Annotated in this window: 18 protein-coding genes; 7 read left to right on the forward strand and 11 right to left on the reverse strand. The window is 59.5% G+C overall.

Translation table 11 applies throughout. The annotated features are described in order from the left end of the window. Positions 1–148 precede the first annotated feature (148 nt). Positions 149–1,558, forward strand: coding sequence for a DUF2851 family protein (locus BGE01nite_RS08575; RefSeq protein ID WP_146850030.1), 1,410 nt, complete (start codon positions 149–151; stop codon positions 1,556–1,558). A 57-nt stretch (positions 1,559–1,615) separates the two neighbouring features. On the opposite strand, the gene araD is transcribed toward BGE01nite_RS08575, so the two are convergent. The 4 genes from araD to BGE01nite_RS08595 all read right to left on the reverse strand — a co-directional run bounded on the left by araD (position 1,616) and on the right by BGE01nite_RS08595 (position 4,224). After that, on the reverse strand, positions 1,616–2,320 hold the full coding sequence (araD, locus tag BGE01nite_RS08580) for an L-ribulose-5-phosphate 4-epimerase AraD (RefSeq protein ID WP_146850031.1): 705 nt from the start codon (positions 2,318–2,320) through the stop codon (positions 1,616–1,618). A 6-nt stretch (positions 2,321–2,326) separates the two neighbouring features. After that, entirely contained in the window at positions 2,327–2,647 is a 321-nt protein-coding gene (locus tag BGE01nite_RS08585; protein ID WP_146850032.1) for a hypothetical protein, read from the reverse strand. 148 nt (positions 2,648–2,795) lie between these two features. After that, a complete protein-coding gene (locus BGE01nite_RS08590; protein ID WP_146850033.1) occupies positions 2,796–3,173 on the reverse strand; it encodes a rhodanese-like domain-containing protein in 378 nt (125 codons plus the stop codon). A 160-nt stretch (positions 3,174–3,333) separates the two neighbouring features. After that, a complete protein-coding gene (locus BGE01nite_RS08595; RefSeq protein ID WP_146850034.1) occupies positions 3,334–4,224 on the reverse strand; it encodes a DUF4159 domain-containing protein in 891 nt (296 codons plus the stop codon). A gap of 163 nt (positions 4,225–4,387) precedes the next feature. On the opposite strand from BGE01nite_RS08595, the gene BGE01nite_RS08600 reads away from it, so the two are divergent. Beyond that, on the forward strand, positions 4,388–5,254 hold the full coding sequence (locus BGE01nite_RS08600; protein ID WP_146850035.1) for an alpha/beta hydrolase: 867 nt from the start codon (positions 4,388–4,390) through the stop codon (positions 5,252–5,254). A gap of 394 nt (positions 5,255–5,648) precedes the next feature. Here the strand turns inward: BGE01nite_RS08600 and BGE01nite_RS08605 are convergent, their stop codons facing one another. The 7 genes from BGE01nite_RS08605 to BGE01nite_RS08640 all read right to left on the reverse strand — a co-directional run bounded on the left by BGE01nite_RS08605 (position 5,649) and on the right by BGE01nite_RS08640 (position 12,036). Next, positions 5,649–5,945, reverse strand: coding sequence for a Dabb family protein (locus BGE01nite_RS08605; RefSeq protein ID WP_146850036.1), 297 nt, complete (start codon positions 5,943–5,945; stop codon positions 5,649–5,651). 18 nt (positions 5,946–5,963) lie between these two features. Continuing rightward, positions 5,964–7,883, reverse strand: coding sequence for a sulfatase (locus BGE01nite_RS08610; protein ID WP_146850037.1), 1,920 nt, complete (start codon positions 7,881–7,883; stop codon positions 5,964–5,966). Positions 7,884–7,934: 51 nt separating this feature from the next. Further along, positions 7,935–8,252, reverse strand: coding sequence for a hypothetical protein (locus tag BGE01nite_RS08615; protein ID WP_146850038.1), 318 nt, complete (start codon positions 8,250–8,252; stop codon positions 7,935–7,937). A gap of 21 nt (positions 8,253–8,273) precedes the next feature. Further along, positions 8,274–9,152 carry a hypothetical protein gene (locus BGE01nite_RS08620; RefSeq protein WP_146850039.1) on the reverse strand — a complete coding sequence of 293 codons (879 nt, stop codon included), beginning with the start codon at positions 9,150–9,152 and terminating at the stop codon, positions 8,274–8,276. A 22-nt stretch (positions 9,153–9,174) separates the two neighbouring features. Then, positions 9,175–9,804 carry a hypothetical protein gene (locus BGE01nite_RS28930; RefSeq protein ID WP_170266682.1) on the reverse strand — a complete coding sequence of 210 codons (630 nt, stop codon included), beginning with the start codon at positions 9,802–9,804 and terminating at the stop codon, positions 9,175–9,177. Between the two features lie 94 nt (positions 9,805–9,898). Then, positions 9,899–11,149, reverse strand: coding sequence for a glycosyltransferase (locus BGE01nite_RS08635; protein WP_146850041.1), 1,251 nt, complete (start codon positions 11,147–11,149; stop codon positions 9,899–9,901). Positions 11,150–11,190: 41 nt separating this feature from the next. Further along, entirely contained in the window at positions 11,191–12,036 is an 846-nt protein-coding gene (locus BGE01nite_RS08640; RefSeq protein WP_146850042.1) for an AraC family transcriptional regulator, read from the reverse strand. 131 nt (positions 12,037–12,167) lie between these two features. Between BGE01nite_RS08640 and BGE01nite_RS08645 the strand changes: the two genes are divergently transcribed. From BGE01nite_RS08645 to BGE01nite_RS08665, 5 genes are all read left to right on the forward strand, one after another. Beyond that, entirely contained in the window at positions 12,168–14,186 is a 2,019-nt protein-coding gene (locus BGE01nite_RS08645; protein ID WP_146850043.1) for an alpha/beta hydrolase family protein, read from the forward strand. 101 nt (positions 14,187–14,287) lie between these two features. Then, positions 14,288–15,430 (forward strand): cytochrome P450, encoded by a 1,143-nt coding sequence (locus BGE01nite_RS08650; RefSeq protein ID WP_146850044.1) that lies wholly within the window; start codon positions 14,288–14,290, stop codon positions 15,428–15,430. 97 nt (positions 15,431–15,527) lie between these two features. Next, entirely contained in the window at positions 15,528–17,285 is a 1,758-nt protein-coding gene (locus BGE01nite_RS08655; protein ID WP_146850045.1) for a sulfatase family protein, read from the forward strand. Further along, on the forward strand, positions 17,282–19,186 hold the full coding sequence (locus tag BGE01nite_RS08660; protein WP_146850046.1) for a sulfatase: 1,905 nt from the start codon (positions 17,282–17,284) through the stop codon (positions 19,184–19,186). Before BGE01nite_RS08655 ends, BGE01nite_RS08660 begins: the two co-directional genes overlap by 4 nt. Positions 19,187–19,312: 126 nt before the next feature. Further along, positions 19,313–20,392, forward strand: a complete 1,080-nt coding sequence (locus BGE01nite_RS08665) for an amidohydrolase family protein (protein ID WP_146850047.1) — start codon at positions 19,313–19,315, stop codon at positions 20,390–20,392. Positions 20,393–20,522: the final 130 nt, after the last annotated feature.

Genomic DNA, 20,522 nt, shown 5'->3' on the forward strand with positions numbered 1-20,522 from the left:
GGCAAGCGCCTGACGCAGCCAGTGAGGCCGCTCCGCCGTCCAAGCAAAGTGACAGAATTTTTTTGAGAACCGGTCTAACGATAGTGTTCACCGAAAAATTCCGCTTCTCACCCCGGAGGCAGTTTTGTAGCGTTTGCAGGCCTATCCCATGACTCCCCTGCCCCTCGCTGACCGCTACACCCGCTTCCGGGACTTCGTTTTCGCCGGGGTCGCCGAGACTTCGACCAAGCTGCCTGGGCTGGACGAACCCCTGGCGGAGCTGGATTTGCAAAGTCTCTGGTTCGCCGGAGCCTTTGGAAATGAGTTCACCAGCACGGACGGCAAACGGGTGCGTATCGTCGACTTCGGCGTCTGGAACTCCGGCGCAGGACCCGACTTCAACCACTGCGTGATCGAGATCGACGGGCAGACCAAGCGTGGAGATATCGAGCTCGATCCCGATGCGCGTGACTGGGAACGCCATGCCCATGGCGCGAACCCAGAATATGCCAGAGTGGTGCTGCATCTCTTCATGAATGCTCCCGCGGAGACATTCTACACGCGCACCCTCGACCATCAGGAGGTGCCGCAGGTTCGGCTGGATCTCGCCATGCTGCACACGGATGTACGGCCCAATCGCGGACTCGCCGCCGTGCGCATCGGGCGCTGCTCCACACCGCTCCGCGAGATGGACGATGCGCGGGTGCACTCCATCATTGAGTCAGCAGCACAGCATCGGCTGGAAAAGAAATCCCTCCGTCTTCATCGCAGCATCTCCGCCCAGGGCCGCGAACAAACGATCTATCAAGCCATCTCTCAAGCGCTTGGCTATCGACAGAATCAGCAAGCTTTCATGCTGCTGAGTCAGAGGCTGCCGATCCGGCGTCTCAAGGGTCTGTCAGCGGAACAGCGTGAAGCCCTGATCTTCGGCGTCAGCGGCTTTCTGGAAGGCGTGAAGTTTGAAGACACCGAGCCGGAGACCCGCGGCTATCTGCGCCAGCTCTGGCAGGAGTGGTGGCGCATGCGTGAGGAGTGTGCCCGCTGGCTGGAGCCTGCCCAGCGCCCTCACTGGAAGCTGGCGGCCACACGGCCGGGGAATCACCCGCAGCGCCGCCTGGGTGCTCTCACCATCATGCTCGAGTCCTGGGACAAAGTGTCCGCACCTCTCATGGATGCCACACGCTGGAGCCAGATGGCATGGAAGGAAACACTGGCGGCTCTCGCCCATGAGTTCTGGAGCCGACACTATACTTTGTTAGCCGCACCGGCTGCCAAACCCATGGCACTGGTGGGTGAGTCGAGAGTTCAGGAAATGCTCGCGAACGTGGCCTATCCGCTTCTCATGCCGGAACGAACACGACTGTGGGCGGAATATCTGGAACTACCAGCCCTGCTGGAGAATCAAAAAGTCAGCCGGGCCGTGCTCCGGCTCTTTGGCGAAAGCCCGCGCGGAACCTTGTTTCAAAAGAAGCTGCATCATCAACAAGGCCTGCTGCAGATCTATGAGGACTTCTGCCTCGAGGACGACAGCGCCTGCGCAGACTGCCCGTTCCCTGAGCGTCTCAAGGAGTGGGCGTAACCGATCGAGTTGAATTCCTTCGTCATTCGAGCTTCGGAATTCGTCATTCCAGAAGGGTCAATGCTTCCCCTGCCCGTAATACGCATTCGGGCCGTGTTTGCGCAGATGGTGCTTTTGCAGGATGTGCGCCGGGATGGGCTGCATTCCTGCATTCAATGTTAGGCTTCCGAGCGCCATGCTCGCGCACATCTCGAGCGCGATGCTGTTGTTCACGGAATCCATGGCATGCTTGCCAAAGGTGAAGGGCGCGTGGTGCAGTTGCAGCACCGCCGGCATCTCCAGAGGGCTGAGCTTCAACTCGCGCAGACGCTCCACAATGGCCACGCCTGTGTAGTGCTCATAGTCTGACTCCACCTCTTTCGGAGTCAGTGCGCGCACGACGGGCACCGTGCCGTGAAAGTGATCCGCATGCGTGGTGCCATAGCAGGGCAGTTCACGACCTGCTTGGGAGAACATGGTGGCATGCAGGCTGTGCGTGTGCGTGATGCCACCGATCTCTGCAAACTCGCGGTAGAGATGCAGATGGGTCTTAGTGTCGGAGGACGGCCGCAGCGTGCCCTCTACGACCTCGCCTTCGAGATCCACGAGCACGATGTCCTCCGGCGTGAGCTCGGCATAGTCCACACCGCTGGGCTTGATGCCCCAGAGACCGCTGGCGCGGTCGATGCCGGAAACGTTTCCCCAGGTCAGACGGACGAGGCCAGAGGGCACGAGCGCCTTGTTGGCCTCGCAGATCTGCTCACGGAGTTCAGGAAGAAGCATGCCGGATTACTGCTTCTTCTCGAGGCTCACGATGGTGTAGTTCTTCGCGTAGGTGCCCAGAGCAGCCATCGCGGTGTCCTTGGTGATCTCCTGGCTGTCCGCCACGATGATCAGCTTCTTCTCTTCAGAGGCAGGGTCGGCCCCAGGCTTCACGTCCACGCTGACCACGCCAGGAAGCTTCTGCTTCAGAGCGCCAGCCACGTGTTCTTTGCAGGAGACACAGACCACACCGGTGATCTTGCCTTCATAGGTGACGGCTTTCTTTTCATCGCCAGCCTGGAGGGCGGCTGTGGCCAGGAGGGAGAGGGTGAGGAGCAGCTTTTTCATGGTGGGGGAAAGGGTAGTCAGATCGTCCAGAGGTCAAGCCCGTCAAAAGAGGCCGGAGGGCACACGACCGTGTTCGCTATCGAGGTACAAAAAACGCCGGGATGCGGCACTTGTCCAGCATCCCGGCGTCTAGATTCACAGGGGTGAATTACTTGTCGAGGGACTCACCGGCCTTCTTCCAGCCGGAGATGCCTGCGGACAGGTGCTTCACATTGGTGTAGCCGAGCTCGGAAGCCTTGGCAGCAGCCTTCTTGTAGGCGGAGCAGCTTGGGCCACCGCAATAGGCCACCACGAGGGCACCCTTGTCAGCAGGAAGAGCGCTGGCGAGGCTGTCGCCTTTGGCGGCGAAGTCGATGGCGCCTGGGACGTGGCCGGCGGCATAGGAATCGGAACCGTTGACGTCGATGACGACGACCTTCTTCTCAGCGATGGCGGTTTTCAGGTCAGCGATGCTGATATCAGGATACTCAGCGGCGAAGCCAGCGGAGGCGACGAGAGCGAGGGCAAGTGCGAGCAGTTTCTTCATAAGGTTTGGTTCGTTGGGTTTGGTTCGTTGCAGGGTTGCCCGGCGTGCCGGGCGGGAGTCAGACGCCCAAGCAGGACATATATTCCCACAAAAAGCGCGCTACTTGGTTCTTTATACGACACGTCCCCCTGAATCTTAGACAGAAAAGTGAGACGCTTTTTCAATGTGTCAGCGCGTAGAAGAGGATGTTGATGCCCAGCGGGTAGGCATACTTCTCGGAGAACTCCCGGAAATACCAGGGGTCCGTCCCCTCCTCCTCCCAGCCATCGCCCAGGTCGGTATTGTGGCAGATCAGCATGACCATGCGCTTCTTGTCATCAAAGACAGCCCGGTAATGAGGCGTCTGGGCATCCCAGCGCTCATAGGTGATGCCTTGGCTGCGGCCCGCCATGGCATGCCCCACGCTCGGGATCTGCGGCTTCACCTTCAGCGGGAAAACCATGTGAAAGATCTCGTGCTCCACTGGCAGTTCCACCGCATCCCGGTCTGGAAAGATCTGCTTCAGCGCGATGTGGAAGGTATCCCACTCCTCCTCCCCCCAGAAATCATCCACCATGATGAAGCCGCCGTTCATCATGTAGTCCCGCATGGTCTTGGCTTCCTCATCACTGAGGGTGATGTGCCCCGGCTCGATCATGTAGATGAAGGGGTAGTGCCGCATCTGCTCCGCCACGATGTCCACAATGGCCCCCTTCGGGCTGACCTGGAGGGCCGTGAGCTGCTGGAGACGGTAGGAGAAGTTCAGGTCTGCGTCCGGGTAGTCCGTGGTCCATTTCCCCCAGCCTCCGCCACGGCCCCAGCTTCTGCCTCGGCCACCTTCCGAATTATAGCGCAGACGGCAAAAGACAAAAAGATCGTTAGGCAGCTCTTTGGAAACCGGCCAGGTCGGAAAGTCCGAGAACTGGCCGCGTCCCACTTCCCGGGGATCCTCCGCCACACTGCCATCCTTGACGCCGAAGTTCGTCGGTGAAGCCGGTTTGTCATCCGCCGACCAAAGACCTCCGGAAATGGCCACGACTGCCATGACGGAGAGGATCTTGGAGCGTTTCATGAGAACGAAGGATGCAGAAGCGATGCCAGAGAACGAGCATTTCTGCCCGCAGATTTCACTCGAGATACTTTGATTCTCTCTGAGTGGGACCTGCTTGTAAAGAATCGTGCGAAAAGACGTGCGCTCGGCCGTTGGTTTGAGCCATCCTCCGCTCTCTGGATTTATGAAAATCGCCTCCCTCGCCTTTCTTGTCGCCCTCTCTGTCCAAGCTGCCGAACCCGTCACCATCAAACTCTGGCCTTCCGGAGCCCCCGAGAAGCCCGGTTTCAAGATCGGCGCCGAAGAACTGAATGACAAGGGCGACGGCATCAAGCGCATGTCGAATGTCAGCGATCCGACCCTCACCGTTCAGAAGCCGGACAATGCCAACGGCACCTGTGTCATCGTCTGCCCCGGCGGCGGTTATAACATCCTCGCCATCGAGCACGAAGGCACCCAGGTCTGCGACTACCTGAACAAACTCGGCGTGACCACCGCCCTGCTGAAATATCGCGTGCCTCGCCGCGATCCGGCGAACCCGAGTGTGGAGCCTCTGCAAGATGCGCAGCGCTCCATCGGCATCCTGCGCCATCGCGCGGCGGAGTTTGGCATCGCCCCAGATCGCATCGGTATCCTCGGCTTCTCCGCCGGTGGTCACCTGACGGTCATGGCCACGCTGCACGCGAACGAGCGCACCTACACCCAGGATCCTGCGCTCGATGTTCCAGATGCCACGCCAAATTTCTCCATCCCGGTCTACCCCGCCTACCTCGTCGACAAGGACGACACCTTCAAGCTCCTGCCCGAGATCAAAGTGACTGAGAAATCGCCTCCCATGTGCCTGGTGCATGCCCATGATGACAAAGGCGTGACCAGCGCCAGCTCCAGTGCCCTGCTCTATCTGGAATACAAGAAGCTCAACCTCCCCGCCGAGCTCCACATCTATGCCAAAGGCGGCCACGGCTTCGGCATGAAGGACAGCGGCCTTCCCACCGCCCAGTGGCTCGTGCGCGTGGGTGAATGGATGAAGGCGATGGGCTGGGTGAAGTGATCTGCCTTTGATCCTTCCAAGCGCCTGGTTGTCACAGGATCCATGCCTGATACAGTCCCAGATCCCAGTGCATCCACGCCTTCCTCAGAGTGGAACAAGCCCTGGAACTATACACACCTGGGCATAGCCTGGAGCGTGGGGCTGCTCTTTAAGGTCACCTTCCTACCGTGCATGTGCGCGATTGGCAATTGGCGCATGGGCGTGGGTTTTTGGTTCGATGCTCTGATCGCATTACGAATTGCTGTCGCATACACGCGAAACGAGAATGGCCCAGGCTGGGCTATCTACGCTTTGCTCTGCTACACCTCGGCCTTTTGGATTCATGGACTGACCTCATGGATCCTGAAGATGAATGGCACCCTGCACTGCTAGAGCGATACTTCGCGGAACTCGATCACGGCACATGCGGCACGTAGTCGATCTCCATGAACTCCGCCACCTCGGGAATCCAGCGCTGCTGGACGAAACCCTCATGATCCGGATGCTTGCAGTAAAAGGCATAGGCCGCCTCATCCGCAAACTCCATGGACAAACCAAAAGTGTAGTTGTTCTTCGGACTGATCTGGCGCAGGCATTCGAACTTCTGCACGCCTTCGATGCTAGTGAGTGCGCAGGCAGCTTGCAAAAAGGAGCGCTCTTCAGAGGAGCCTGACAGGTGCTTGAGACGAAAAACGACAGTGTGACGGATCATGGAGAAGTGGATACGCGCTTAAAAGTCCCACTTTTGAGGCTTTCCTTTCTCCGGAGCGACTTCGATGACGTCGATCTCCGAGTCTGGCAGATACAGACGCAGAGTGCCGAGCAGACCAGCACTCTTGATAGAGACGCTCAGTTCCTGCCAATCACCTGCCTTCACCTCAAAAGGTGTGCTGTGCATGCCCTCGGGATCGCCTGCGCCTTTGGGGAAACAGTCCACCTTGCCAGCACCCCCGCTGGCGCTGCGGACGCGCACTTTCACGGTGGCGGGTCCCTGCATCTTGGCCATGCCGTGACCGAGGAAGCCAGCACCAGCCTTGCCGGTGCTTTTCATCGTCAGAATACCATCCGCAGGCGTGGCCTTGCAGCCGCGCTCCTTCCAGCCATCCAGAGGATCGGCGGCAACGCCCTTGCCCGGTCTGGCCGGGGCCTTCGCAGCGACGGGCACATACGCTGGATTGGGCCGCGGATAGGTGGCTCCTGTGTCCTTTAAGAAACCATCAATCAAGGCCTCAAGTTCTTTCACCTTCTCCGGCATCTTGGCGGTCAGATCATTCGCCTCACTGAGGTCTTCACGAAGGTTGTAGAGCTCGCTTGAGCCCGGATTGCCGAACCAACGAAGCAACTTGAAATCCCCGCTGCGCACCCACACACCTCCGGCACGATGTGCTCCTGCGTGCGGATGATAGTTGAAGTAGGCCTGGCGCTCCAGGTTCCCCTGCCCCTTCAGCACCTTGGCATAGCTGACTCCATCAAACACCTGCTCCGCTGGCTTTGCGATGCCTGCCAGATCAATCACTGTGGGATAGATGTCGATCGGTCCTACTACCGTCTCGCTCGTGCCACCAGGGGCGATCTTGCCAGCCCAGGACCACATCATGGGCACACGGGTGCCGCCCTCATAGAGCGTGCCTTTGCCATCGCGCAGCGGTGTGTTCATCGTCGGTGGTTGCAGGCCTGCCCACTTCTGCCAGGCCTCGTTCGCGGACTTCTTACCTTCCTCGATGGTGTTGCTGTGCACGTTCCCACCGTTGTCAGAGGTGAAAATAATAATCGTATTCTCAGTTAGGCCATTTTGATCCAGCTCATCCAAAATTCGGCCGAAGCATTCATCCACACTCTTCAGCATGGAAGCCATGATCGGATTGCCCTGGCGGCCCGTGGGATCTTTCTTGCTCGCGAAAGCCTTCGTGTACTCCTCTTTATGTCCCCAGGGACCGTGCACGCCATAGCACCAGAGATTGAGAAAGAAGGGCCCGCCCTTGCTGGCCTGGATGAATTTCACCGCTTCCTGCGCCTGACGGTCGACAATGTATTCGCCCGCAGGTCCATCCGTGATCGCGCCGACCTTGACCTTGCCACCCGGCCTGCCCTCTGCCACCACGCCATAAGGTGAGAAATATTCTCCAGGTGGACCAGGATCGGGATGGCAATGGAAGGCCACATCAAAGCCCTGCTGCTCCGGCCAGTGTGGTTGCGTCAGGCCGAGGTGCCACTTGCCGATGTGCGCGGTGCGATAGCCTGCACCTTTGAGTGTCTCCGCCAGAGTGATCTGGGAAGGCTCCAGGTAGTTCTTGCTCTCCGGCAGCAGCATGGGCGCATTCGCAGCGGCATCCTTCTTCAAAAACACATGCCCGGCAGGCTGCGGTGGCTGATGCCCACTGGCCGTCGTGATGCCATGACGCGCGGTGTACTGCCCGCTCAAGATCGAGGCACGAGTGGGGGAGCATAGCGGCTGCGAGTAGGCATTGGTAAAACGCATCGCCCGCTTCGCGAAGCGATCCATGTTTGGCGTCTCGTAATACTTCGAGCCATAAACACCGCTGTCCATCCACCCCATGTCATCGACGAGAAACAGGACCACATTCGGCTGTGCCGCGTGGGACGGGTGAAGAAGAGCAAGGAGTGAGAGAAGCAGCGCGAGGCGAATCATGACGGCGCTGAGAACGCGCTCCAAGCGGCTGAATTGCGCCGAAAAGCGGATTCAAGTTTTACCGAGCTTCGGCCCTGCTGGCGGTGGCTGATTCCCCTGCCCTTGGCCTTCCTTGTTCCATGATTGAGCCCCCTTGCGCCAGCCCAGTGAGGCTCCCACGGACTGCCCGTTCGAGTCCTGCTTCTGCTTCAGTTCGCGATCCGCAGCGTCGATGTCGTTGTCGTTGTCGAGATCAAACTCCTCACGATCATTGGCATCGATGCGGCCATCACGGTTCAGGTCATTCGAGGCATCATCCGCAAGATCCACATCTCCATCGTGATCCAGATCACGCGAGGAGGAGGCTTGTTTCTTCGGAGGTGTAGGCATGGCTTGATCAATGGCTGATTTTTAGCCCGCCTTCATCTTGCCTCCTCCGCCAGTTCCCTGTCCCGGTCCCTGCTTCTGCGTCTCGATGCCCTTCTGAGCCAGGGCATCGCGCACACTGGTGATCGCAGAGCCGACGCCTTTGCCGATGATCTTGCCGATCTCCTGGCCAGCTTTCGCGCCGTTCTTGCCACCGACCGCCTCGCCAATGGCTCCGCCGATGCCGCCACCAATCCCACCGCCGATGCCGCGGGCATGGTCGATGGCTGCATCGGCCACCTTGGTGCCGACACTCGTCGCGGCCTGGCCTAGAATGCCTCCCACTTTCGCACCGGTATTCCCTGCAAGCGCCTGCCCGATCTTGGAACCCGTGTCCTTGCCCACCTTCCCTTTGCCCAGGATATGGGAGACGCTCGGCTTGACCGGGGCGGCTTCTTCACCTGGACCTTCCTGGCTTTGCTGAGCTCCCGGGCCCTGTTGCGGCTCCTGAGTGCCTTGTTTAGGCGTGTATGGCTGATAGTCTGCAGAATTCGCCGGAGGTGGGACATCCTGCTCAAAGGGTTTGGCGATCTCGTTCTTTCCCTGGGTCTCCCCCTTGATCTCTGCATTGGCTCCCACTCCGACGCCTTGATCTTGCTTGTTCTCAGGCTTTTCGACTTCCGGAGCGGGAGATCCACCCAGGCCTTGGGAATTCAGCCCAGGCAAGCCCGAGCCACCCGGCTGCATCGCCGCAGGTCCCTTGGAGGCCAGGTCGACCACATTGGGAAGCTTGGCGCCGTCCTGCTGCTGACCCTCACCCTGTTGCAAATTTGGTTGGGCTGGGGCTGGCTGCTGAGGTTCTGGGGCTGGGGCTGCCTGAGGCCCGTCAGTCTTTTGTTCCTGAGATGGATCGAGTTGTGCCATGGACGTGAGTGAGTGTTTAGATTCAGGCTTTCATGCCCTTGCCTTTGCCCATGCCGAGCCCGAGGCCGCCCTCACCGCCCAGTTTGTAGCCTTCTTCCTTCAGGGACATGCGCACGGTTTTGATGCCATCATCCACGCCTTTGCCGACGGAGCCGCCCACTTCAGAGCCGACTTTCTGGCCGATCTGCCCACCGACTTGGCCGCCAATCTGTCCACCGACCTGCTGGCCAATGGCCGTGCCGACCACTGGAATCGCGGAGCCCACGGCAGCGCCCACCGCCTTGCCAGCGGCTGTGCCGACACCTTTGCCAACGCCCTTGCCGACCGTGCCGCCGATGCCTTCGCCAATGCTCTGGCCCATGCCCTTCTCCTCACCTTTCTCTTCGCCCTTCCCCTTGCCGCCGCCACCACCTCCTCCGCCGCCAAGACCTTTGAGCAGGCCGCCAGCACCGCCCCCTTCACCACCACCGCCGAGGCCATTGAGCATGTCGCCGCCACCTCCCTTGAGAAGGTCTCCACCCCCACCTTTCAGAAGATCGCCACCACCGCCTTTGAGAAGGTCGCCACCTCCTCCGAGGATGTCACCGCCTTTGTCTCCAGCCAGCTTGGTCGCGCCGCTCAGGACAGCATCAGTTCCGGGAATGTCAGGCATGGGTGTAGAAGGTGGGAGTCTGAGTGGAATGGCCTAAAAGGCCGCATATTGGAGGGGATTAGCCAGCCGCCTCAGACCTGTGACAGCCTTTCCCTCAGGAAACCCTCGATTCAATCCACCCCGCCAGTCCAGCCTGATCACGCCGCGCGAGAGTGAGCTTTTGACAGGCCCGTGCAGCCTCGGAAAAGGCGGGCTCATTCAACAACCGCTCGAGTGCGCTGCTGACACGATCAGGCGTGAAGGACCGAGGTGTGAGGCCTAATCCCGCTCCGAGACCCGTCAGCCTCCAGGCATTGTCCGGCTGATCGTGCGCCATGGCCATGATGAGCTGCGGCACGCCAGCGGCGAACCCTTGGGAGAGCGTGCCAATGCCACCATGATGCACAAAGACCGCCGATTGCGGCAGCACATTGGAAAACGGCACATACTCGACAGGCAAGATGCTATTGGGCAGGTTCGGTGGCAGTTGATCCAGCTTTCGAGTCACAAAGAGTGCTCGCTTCTGCAAGCGGGTCACGGCCGCATAGGCCACTTCAAAGAAGCGCTTTGCATGCACGTTCGCACTGCCCGGCGTGAAGATGATGGGCTTCTCTCCAGCGGCCAGAAAGCGGCGCAGTTCCTCGCTCAAAGGCTGCTCGGTGGCCAGATCCTCCAGCGGAAAATCCCACTGCTTCACACCTTCCGGCCAGTCCGGCTGCGGTTTCGCGAACCACTCAGGAAATACACACAGCGTGCCGTCTGGCGAGTGCGCCCAGTCCCACCACAGGCTTTTCGGCGGTTTCACATCTCGCTTCGCGCAAGCTTTCGCCACCATGGGCGCGGCGAAGCGGTCCGCCGGGTTCGGCAGCTTCACCAGCCATTGCCGCAGCCAGAGCGGCAGCTTGTTGAAATGCTGCATGCCCGGAAGCAGCACCGGCATGTCATGCGCGCTGATCATGATCGCTGGCTGCAGATGCACATTGATCAGCGGAATGCCGAGCGACTCCCTCGCGAGTCTCGCGCCAAAGGCGGTGCAAGGTGCCAGCATCAGATCAAAGGCATCCGCCGTGCCTTGCCGCTGCTCGATGGGCTCCAAGAAAGTCTCCGTGCTCTGCCCGGCAAACTCGAAGACCATCTTCGTGCCCTCGTAGAGCTTCCAGATGCGCGGATCGGCGATCAGTTGCTCAAACACCTTGGCATCCCCCAGAGGAATGACCTCCATCCCGGCCTTGCGCGCCACCTCCTCAAAGATGCAGGCCACGATCATGGTCACGCGATGTCCCCGCTTCTTCAGCAGCCGACCTAACCAAAGAAACGGAAAGACATCCCCGGCGCTGCCAAAGGGAAGAAGTGCGATGTGGGCCATGATATGAAGATGCTCCGCTCCGCAGAAATGTTCAACGAGCCTTACCTGCCCCGCCGCCGATGCTGCCGCGCACGGAACTCCGCCGGGCCACAGCCGAGCTGGCGGGCAAACATGCGGGTAAAATAGTGCCGGTTCGGAAAACCATTCTCCACAGCGATCTCATCAATGGTCTTGTCCGTCAGCGCCAGAGCCTCGCCTGCCAGACGCAGGCGGGTATTCAGCACATAGGCCGCAGGCGTGGCACCCGTGTGCTCACGAAAGGCCCGGATAAACCGCTCTACGCTCATGCCCGCACGCTCAGCCAGGAAGCCATTGGAAAGAATGGAATGCGGCGCACGCTGGATCAGAGACAGCACCTCCAGCAAGCGCTCCGGCATGGCCGGGCTCGGTGGCATCTCCCACTCGGCAAAGACCGCATGAAGCAAGGCAGCGCCTTGATGATGCAGCCGCTGCTCCCGCAGGTCATCGGGAGGACGCTGGTGAGTCTCAATAGTGGCCTCCACGAGTGCTTTCAGCAAAGGCGTCGCTTTCAAGACCACTGGGGCTTCTGTGACCTCCCCAGCCAGCCGGGTCACCGTGAAGTGCAGCCAGAAGTGACAGGCCAGCACGGGCCCGCAGCAATCAAAGATGGTGTTCGCCGGGATGAGCACAAAGCTGTCCGGACCGAGAGCGATGTCCTCGCCATGAAAGCGAATGTGACAGCCAGCCTTCGGATTGTGATAAAGACGCCAGAACGGGCTGTCCACATCCTGGTGGTTCCAGTCATTCAAGGCAGGCTGGTAACCGGACTCATGAATCAGGAACGCCGACCACCCCGCCTTGGCCACCGGTGACAAGCTCACGCCCCAGGGCGTGGTGTAGTTCAGGTATTTTCGGCGGGTCGGCATGAGGCGTGCCTAGCAAAGACAGGGTGGATGCAGCTGCCAAGATCGAAAATGCATCGTCCTGTGCGCGGATCAGGCTTGGCTGAACAACCCCGCTTCCTGTATGCGTACTGTTTCCCGCTGCCTCAACCACCATGAAACTCCCGCCGCTCCTCCTCGCCGCCGCCGGCCTCTCGCTCTCTCAAGCTGCCGATGTCCGCCTCGAACCACCGAAGGATTTGAACGGCTATTTCCCTTTCTCGCCACCGTCATCGCTGAGTGAGTGGGATGCTCGCAAGGACTATGTGAAGCGGCAGATTCTGGTGGCCGAGGGTCTGTGGCCCATGCCGACCAAGACTCCGCTGAACGCTGTCATCCATGGCAAGGTCGACTGCGGAGAGTACACCGTCGAAAAAGTCTACTTTGAGAGCGTTCCCGGGTTCTATGTCACCGGCAGCCTCTACCGCCCCAAGAACCCCAAAGGCAAAGTCCCGGGCGTCATGTTTGCGCATGGTCATTGGCAGGATGCCCGGCTCTCGCTGACACCGCCGGACAAGGTGCGCGCCGAGATCTCCACGGGTGGCGAGCGCTTTGAAAAAGGCGGCCAGAGCATGTTTCAATCACTCTGCGTGCAGCTCGCCCGCATGGGTTGTGTGGTCTGGCAGTGGGACATGCTGAGCGATTCAGACTCCATCCAGATTCCACGCGAAGTCGTGCATACCTTTGCCAAGCAGAGGCCCGAAATGAACACGACAGAGAACTGGGGGCTCTTCAGTCCTCAAGCCGAGTCTAACCTTCAATCCATCATGGGCCTGCAGACTCTGAATGCGGAGCGCGGACTGGACTTCCTGCTCAGCCTGCCGGAGGTCGATCCAGAGCGCACCGCCATCACCGGAGCGAGCGGCGGCGGCACACAGACCATGCTGCTCGCTGCCATCGATGACCGCATCAAGCTCTCCTTTCCCTGCGTGATGGTGAGCACGTCCATGCAAGGCGGCTGCACCTGTGAAAATGCCAGCCTGCTGCGCATCAACACCGGCAATGTGGAGTTCGCCGGACTCTTCGCGCCGAAGCCTCAGGGCATGAACACCGCGAACGACTGGACCAAGGAGTTCGCCACCAAAGGTTATCCTGATCTTCAGAAGCTCTACACGACCTTCGGCAAGAAGGACAACGTCTTCCTCCTGCGTGGCGAGCACTTCCCGCACAACTACAATGCGGTCACTCGCAGCGCCTTCTACACCTTCCTCAACAAGCATTTCAAACTCGGCTTCCCATCGCCGGTCATTGAGCAGGACTATGAACCCCTCACGCGGGAGCAACTCACGGTCTGGGATGACAAGCATCCAGCTCCGAAAGCCAAAGGGCCTGAGTTTGAGCGCGCACTGTTGAAATGGCTGACGGAAGACGCCAATAAGCAGCTCGCCAGCGCCGAACCAACTGTGCTCAAACAAGGCATCGAGGTCACCATTGGCCGCAGCTATGACAAGGCGGGCGAGGTCGAGTGGGATCTCAAGGACAAGCAGGGTCGCGCTGGTCACCTGGAGATGACAGGCACGCTGACGAACAAAACCTATGGCGAAGAGCTCAACGTCACCTGGCTGTATCCCAAGCAGTGGAATGGTCGCGCCGTGATCTGGCTGGACGACAAGGGCCAGTCCGGCCTGAAGAATGATGAGGTGACCAAACTCGTCCAAGGTGGAACGACCGTCATCGGTGTGGATCTGCTGTTCCAGGGTGGCGAGCCGGTCACACAAACCCGCATGGTGAAGAATCCGCGTGAGTTTGCCGGTTACACACATGGTTACAATCACGCGCTCTTTGCCCAGCGTGTGCATGATGTGCTGAGCATCGTCAGCTTCCTGCGCCGCGCGAAGGTCGGCTCCCACGAAAGTCCAAAGACGGTGTGCCTTGCAGGTTTTGGCAAGCAGACAGGCCCAATCGCTCTCGCAGCCCGTGCCCTGGCTGGAGAGGCGGTGGATCGCGCAGCCGTGAACACGCATGGCTTCCGCTTTGGCAAGATCCTGGATTATCGTGATCCGATGTTCATCCCTGGTGGTTCCAAGTATCTGGACCTTCCTGGCTTTGTGAAGCTGAATGGCTCCCACCCCCTCTGGCTTCAAGGCGAAGGCAAGGAGCCTGAAGGCAGCTCTGTGGAGTGGCTGCAGAAGTGATCCGCTTCAACCTCCTCACCAACGGCATGGCGGATTCGATCATGCGTGCAATCCGCTTTGAAACAGCAGCGCGACCTGCTTTCGTCCAGGCATAAATTCTCATGCCCGCCTTCTCTGATCCCTTCCGCGAAGCTCGCACCGACACCGGTGTGCTGAAATGCCCGTTTCATGGCGAGGACATCGCCATGATCCTGCGTCACGAGGACGTGCGGAAAGCCGCGAAGGACTGGCAGACATTCAGTTCGGATGTGCCCTTCCGCGTTCCCATTCCTTCGGAAGAAGACGTGCGCACCATGCGCCAGCTTCCCATCGAAACGAATCCGCCTGAGCATGGTGACTACCGCGAGATCGTGGAGCCCTTCTTTGCACGGGCCAAGGATCCGGCGATGATCGAGCAGGTGGAGACGCTGATGAGCGGCATGCTCAACAGCGCGCTAAAAGGTGATTCCATCGAGATCGTCAATGAGTTCGCTCTGCCCATCCAGTCACGAGCACTGACTTACCTGCTCAATACCGACGAGGCCGAAGCAGACATCTGGATCGGCTGGGGCATTCATGTCTTCAAGGTGACCGGCGGTGAGTTTAAAAAGGGCACGGTGCTTGAGGACTACCTGCAGCAGCGCTTCGACAAAGCAGAAGCAAATCCGGGCGAGGACTTTTTCAGCGCTCTGACTCAAGCAGAGTTTCGGGGTAGTAAGCTGACACGCGAAGAGTGCATGGGCTTTGCCAACCTGGCCTTTGCCGGTGGTCGTGACACCATCATCCTCACCATCGCCTGTGCCATCGGCTATCTGGCAGAACATCCAGAGGCATTGGAGTTTCTCCGCGAGGACACGAAGCGCATCACCCTGGCCAGCGAGGAGTTCTTCCGCGTCTTCATGCCGCTCACGCACATCGGTCGTGTTTGTCCTGCGGACACGGACGTGAATGGAACGATGGTGAAGGCTGGCGATCGCATCTCGCTCTGCTGGTCATCGGCCAACTTTGACGCGAATGCCTTCCCTGCTCCGGACGAAGTGCGGCTGGACCGCAAACCGAATCCGCATCTCTCCTTCGGCTTCGGCACACATCTCTGTCTTGGGGCACCGCATGCGAGGCTGATCTTGCGCACACTGCTGCGCTTGCTTTGCGAACACGTGAAGAGCATCACGCTCCTTTCGGCCGAGGAACGAGTGGAGCATGAGGCCAAATTTGATCGCACCCTTGGTTATAATTCCCTCACCGTAAGGATGGCTGCGATCTAGTCGCGCATTCCTCATGGTGAGGAAGGTCAGGCATGGATTACCGGATCCGACACAGAATTTGCTGAGATGTCCCGCAAGATCTGGCGTTTCCCGGCCCATGCGTTCCCTCCTCCTCGTGCTCCTCTGCACGCTCTGCAGTTTCACCCTGGCCGCCGCCAAGCCTAACATTATTTTAATCTACACGGATGATCACGGTCATGCTGATCTGGGCATTCATGGCGTGGTCAGTGATATCAAGACACCTCATCTCGATGCGCTGGCCCGCAGCGGCCTGGTGGCGACTCATGGTTACAGCACCGCTCCGCAGTGTGTGCCTTCACGCGGTGGCCTGATGACAGGACGCTTTCAAGGGCGTTTCGATCTCGACAACAACGGCTCCGCGCTCGACGGATTCAACAAGCAGACCACCATCGCCACGCGGCTGCAAAATGCGGGCTACACCACGGCGCAGTTCGGCAAGTGGCACCTCGGCCCCACGGACGCGATCACAAAGCATGGCTTCAAGCATGTGTTCTCGCAAAACGCCCAGCGGCCGTTCTCAGCGAACATCACGCTCGATGGCCGGGACCGCCCGATGAGCGATCTGCCGCCGGGAGAGTATCACCTTGATGGCTGCTCCAAGGCCGCTGCGGCGATCATCGAGCGCTACAAAGACCAGCCCTTTTTCCTCTACCTCGCCTATCGCGGCCCGCACACGCCGCTGGATGCGCCGAAGAGATACATGGACCGTTTTCCTGGCGATATGCCGGAGCGACGCCGCGCCGCGTTGGCCATGCTTTCCGCCATCGATGACGGAGTGGGACTCATCACGAGCACCCTCAAGAAGTATGACCTAACCGAAAAGACGCTCATTTTCTTCATTGGAGACAATGGCGCTCCGCTGAAGATCCACAAAGTTGATTCACCGCTGAAAGGTGATCCCGGCGGCTGGGACGGCAGCCTGAACACGCCGCTGAATGGCGAGAAAGGCATGCTGGCCGAGGGCGGCATGTCCACGCCCTTCCTGATTGCTTGGCCAGGCACAATCCCCGGCGGGCAGGTGTATGAGCATCCGGTGAGCGCGCTCGACGTCGCGGCGACGGCGGCTTCCATCACAAATCTGCCCGTGAAGCCCGGCGACCTCGATGGCGTCAACATCCTCCCCTACCTGACTGGCGAGAATAAAACGCCGCCTCACGACGCACTCTATTGGCGCTGGATGGCCCAAAGCGCTATTCGCGAAGGAAAATGGAAACTCCTCCGCGGCGGTGAGCGCGAATACCTCTATGACCTAACCACTGATCGCGAGGAGAAGCACAACCTCGCCGTGAAGCACCCGGAGGTTGCCACGCGACTGCGCACGAAGCTCAAAACCTGGGCCGACGGACTCACACCACCCGGCATGGCCCTTGGTCCCATGGCCGCGACATGGAACGACTACTTCGATCACTATCTCGAAGGCAAAACCATCTCCCCACGCATCAAGCCCCCCGCCGCCAATGCCTCGGAAACCCAAGGCTGGGAAGCACGCAACGGCAAGCTTACGACCAATAACGGCCTTATCATCCTCACGCCTGAAAAGGCCGACAAACCCACCTTCATCACCAAGTCCAAGCTCAAGCTCTCCGGTCCCGTTACCGCCCAACTCACCCTCAAAACCGCCGCCACCGGCCAGGGTGCCATCGCCTGGCGTCTTGAGGGCGACAAAGATTTCTTCCCCGCCAATCGCCTCGCCTTCCCCCTTCAAAGCACATCTGATTGGCAAACCCACACCCTCGAAATCCCGACATCCGGCCAAGTCATCCATGTGCGCGTGCATCTGCCCGCAGGCGGTGCGGAATTTCGCTCCCTCGACTTCAAGTCCATCCACCGATGAGTAAGCTCTACACTCTTTTATTTCTCGCTTTTGGCCCCTGGCTGCTAGGCGCTGATTCTCCGAACATCATCATTATCCTCGCCGACGATCTTGGCTGGAGTGACACGACGCTTTATGGCAACACCGCGTATTACCAAACGCCGAACGTCGAACGGTTGGCGAAGCGCGGCATGACCTTCACGCGGGCGTATTCGGCGAGTCCGCTCTGCTCACCAACGCGGTCGGCGCTTCTCACGGGGCTGAGTCCGGCGCGCACGGGCATCACCGTACCGAACTGCCACGAGCCGCGAGTGGTTGTGCAGGCAACGATAGGGAAGAAGGCTCCGCCCGATCAAAAGGCAATCATGCCTGATCCACCGACGCGGCTAAAGACGGACTACCGCACACTCGCGGAGACGCTGAAGGACGCGGGCTATGCCACGGCGCACTTTGGAAAGTGGCATCTTGGGCCGGAGCCGTATTCACCACTGCAGCAGGGTTTTGATCTCGATCTGCCGCACCATCCGGGACCCGGGCCTGCGGGCAGCTTTGTCGCGCCGTGGAAGTTCACGAGATTTAAGGAGAAGGCGCCAGGAGAGCACATTGAGGACCGCATGGCGGCGGAGGCTGTGGCGTGGATGGAGCAGCACAAGGAGAAGCCGTTTTACCTGAACTACTGGATGTTCAGCGTGCATGCGCCCTTTGACGCCAAGAAGGCGAACATCGAGAAGCATCGCGGCCGAATCGATCCCAAGGACGCTCAGCGCAGCCCCACGTACGCCGCGATGATCCAGAGCATGGACGACGCCATCGGCACGCTGCTGGATGGTCTCGACCGGCTCAAGCTTGCGAATGATACGATCATCATCTTCACCGCCGACAATGGTGGCAACATGTATAACGAAGTGGACGGAACCACACCCACCAGCAACCGCCCTTTGCGGGGCGGCAAGGCGACGATGTTTGAAGGCGGCACCCACGTGCCCGGTGTCATCGTGTGGCCGGGCATCGCTGCCCCAGGCAGCCGCAGCGATGCGATCATCCAGAGCGAGGACTATTACCCAACCCTGCTGGAGGTTCTGGCACTCAAGCCTGAAGAGGGACAACCGCTTGATGGCCACAGCATTCTCCCCGCCCTGAAAGGCGATGCGCTGGCTGGCAAAGCCGTCTTCCAATACTTCCCGCACAATCCGGGTGTACCGGACTGGCTGCCGCCGAGTGTTTCGGTGCATCGCGATGACTGGAAACTCATCCGCATCTTCCATGGTGGAGAAAAAGGCGCCCATCGTCACTTACTCTTCAACCTGCGTGATGATCTTGGCGAAAAGAACAACCTCGCTACGCACAAGCCTGAGCTGGTGGCCGAAATGGATTCTTTGATCGAAAGCTTCCTCAAGGAGATGAAGGCCGTCGTTCCAATACCTAACCCAGCGTTTGATCCGGCGAAGTATCGCCCCGAACTCGAAGGAAAGCAGCAGGCGAAGGGCAAGGCCAAAGCGGCCGAGAAGCCCTCCGCCAAGGACAAGGATGATGGTGATCCCGCCCTGCAAGGCTGGAAGGCCCGCGATTGCCGCGGAGCGGTCAAGGACGGCATCCTGCACATCACAAACATTGGCTCTGAGTGCTTTCTCGGGTTTGCGGCAGGGAAACACAGCGGTCCCACGACTGCAAAATTCCGCATCAAGGCCAAACCCAGTTTGAGTCACTTCGACTGGCTTCCCGGCGGTGTCGGCAGTCGGCAGGAGCGTGTTGATTTCACACTTCAAGGAGGCACTTGGGAAGAAGTTATGGTCGAACTTCCTGCCGTCGGGCCACTCGGGATCGTGCGTGTTTACCTCCCGATGCAGGAGCAATCCGTGGAGATTGACTGGATCGAGCTGAACTCGAGAAACGGGAGCAAACCGACTAGAACGGACTTTTGATTGACTCAATGCATTGGGTTCCCGAAGCTCTTGTTTCTCCTATTGACTGCTAACTTTGCGAGCAACGGCATTCGTGGGTCTTTTCGGAAATGATGCTGCCGAGGACGCCGTTGGAGATACCTGCGTATGGCTCATTCCACTCAACCTGCCGGCATCCAACGCCGAGCATTCTTCAAGGTCGCCGGGATTACCGCAGCTTTGAAATCGAGTGCCCACCCCGCACAACCGGCAGACAAGGCGTTGATCATCGACTGCCAGAGTCACCTCTTCTTTCCCGAGGTGCTTGACATGATGCGCAAGCGCACCTCCGACCCGCTGGTCTATGACAAGGACGGCACGACCTATCTGAAGATGGGCGACTGGCTGCGCAAGGTGCCGCCCTTCTACCTGGACGTGGATGCCAAGCTCGCCGCGATGGATGCGAACGGCATCAATATTACGATGCTGAGTACGAACGACCCAGGACCCGAGTGGTTCGGCAAGGATGGCGCGGCTGTGGCGAGATTGATTCATGATTCCCTGGCCGGAGTCATCGCCAAACACCCCACGCGTTTCCGCGGACTCTGCGTGCTGCCCATGCAGGATGAGAAAGCGGCTTCGGAAGAGTTGGACCGGTGCGTGAACAAACTGGGATTCAAAGGCATCCTGCTTTACACCAACCTCGCCGATCAGTGGTGCGATGAACCGCAGTTCCGCTGGCTGTTTGCTCGGGCTGAGGAATTGGGCGTGCCCATCCTTCTGCATCCGGCGAAGCCGATGACAACGGAACAGACGAAGGGTTATGAACTCACCAGCACGCTGGGAAACATGTTTGAGAACACCATTGCCATGGCACGCATCATCGCGAGTGGTCTGCTGGACAAGCATCCGAAACTCAAACTGGTCTGTCCACACCTCGGAGGCACCCTGCCCTACATCTGCGGGCGCATGGATCACCAGATCACCGTGCTGAAGCGCAGCACACAGACCTTGCAGCGCAAGCCCAGTGAATACCTGCGCTCCATCTACATGGACATCGTCTCGCCGCTGCCCGAAGCGATGAGCTTTGCGCTCGACTTCAGCAGCGAGGACAGGCTCCTCTTTTCCAGCGATCATCCATGGGTCGAGCCCAAGGCCATTTTGGATCCGCTTCGCTCCCTCAAGCTTCCGGCGGCGACCGAAGCGAAGATCCTCGGCGGCAATGCCCGGACGCTGTTTGGACTATAGCGCCAACCAAAGTAGTGCTGGGCTTTAGCCCGCACCGATGTCGAAACCATTGGCAGCTCAGTATCCATCACAGAGGCTGACTTGGCTGGTTTGCCAGGTTTTCACGCGCTAAAGCGCATGAGTACTTTTG

The organism is Prosthecobacter gellanilyticus (genome assembly GCF_007992435.1).
Classification (GTDB): domain Bacteria; phylum Verrucomicrobiota; class Verrucomicrobiia; order Verrucomicrobiales; family Verrucomicrobiaceae; genus Prosthecobacter; species Prosthecobacter gellanilyticus.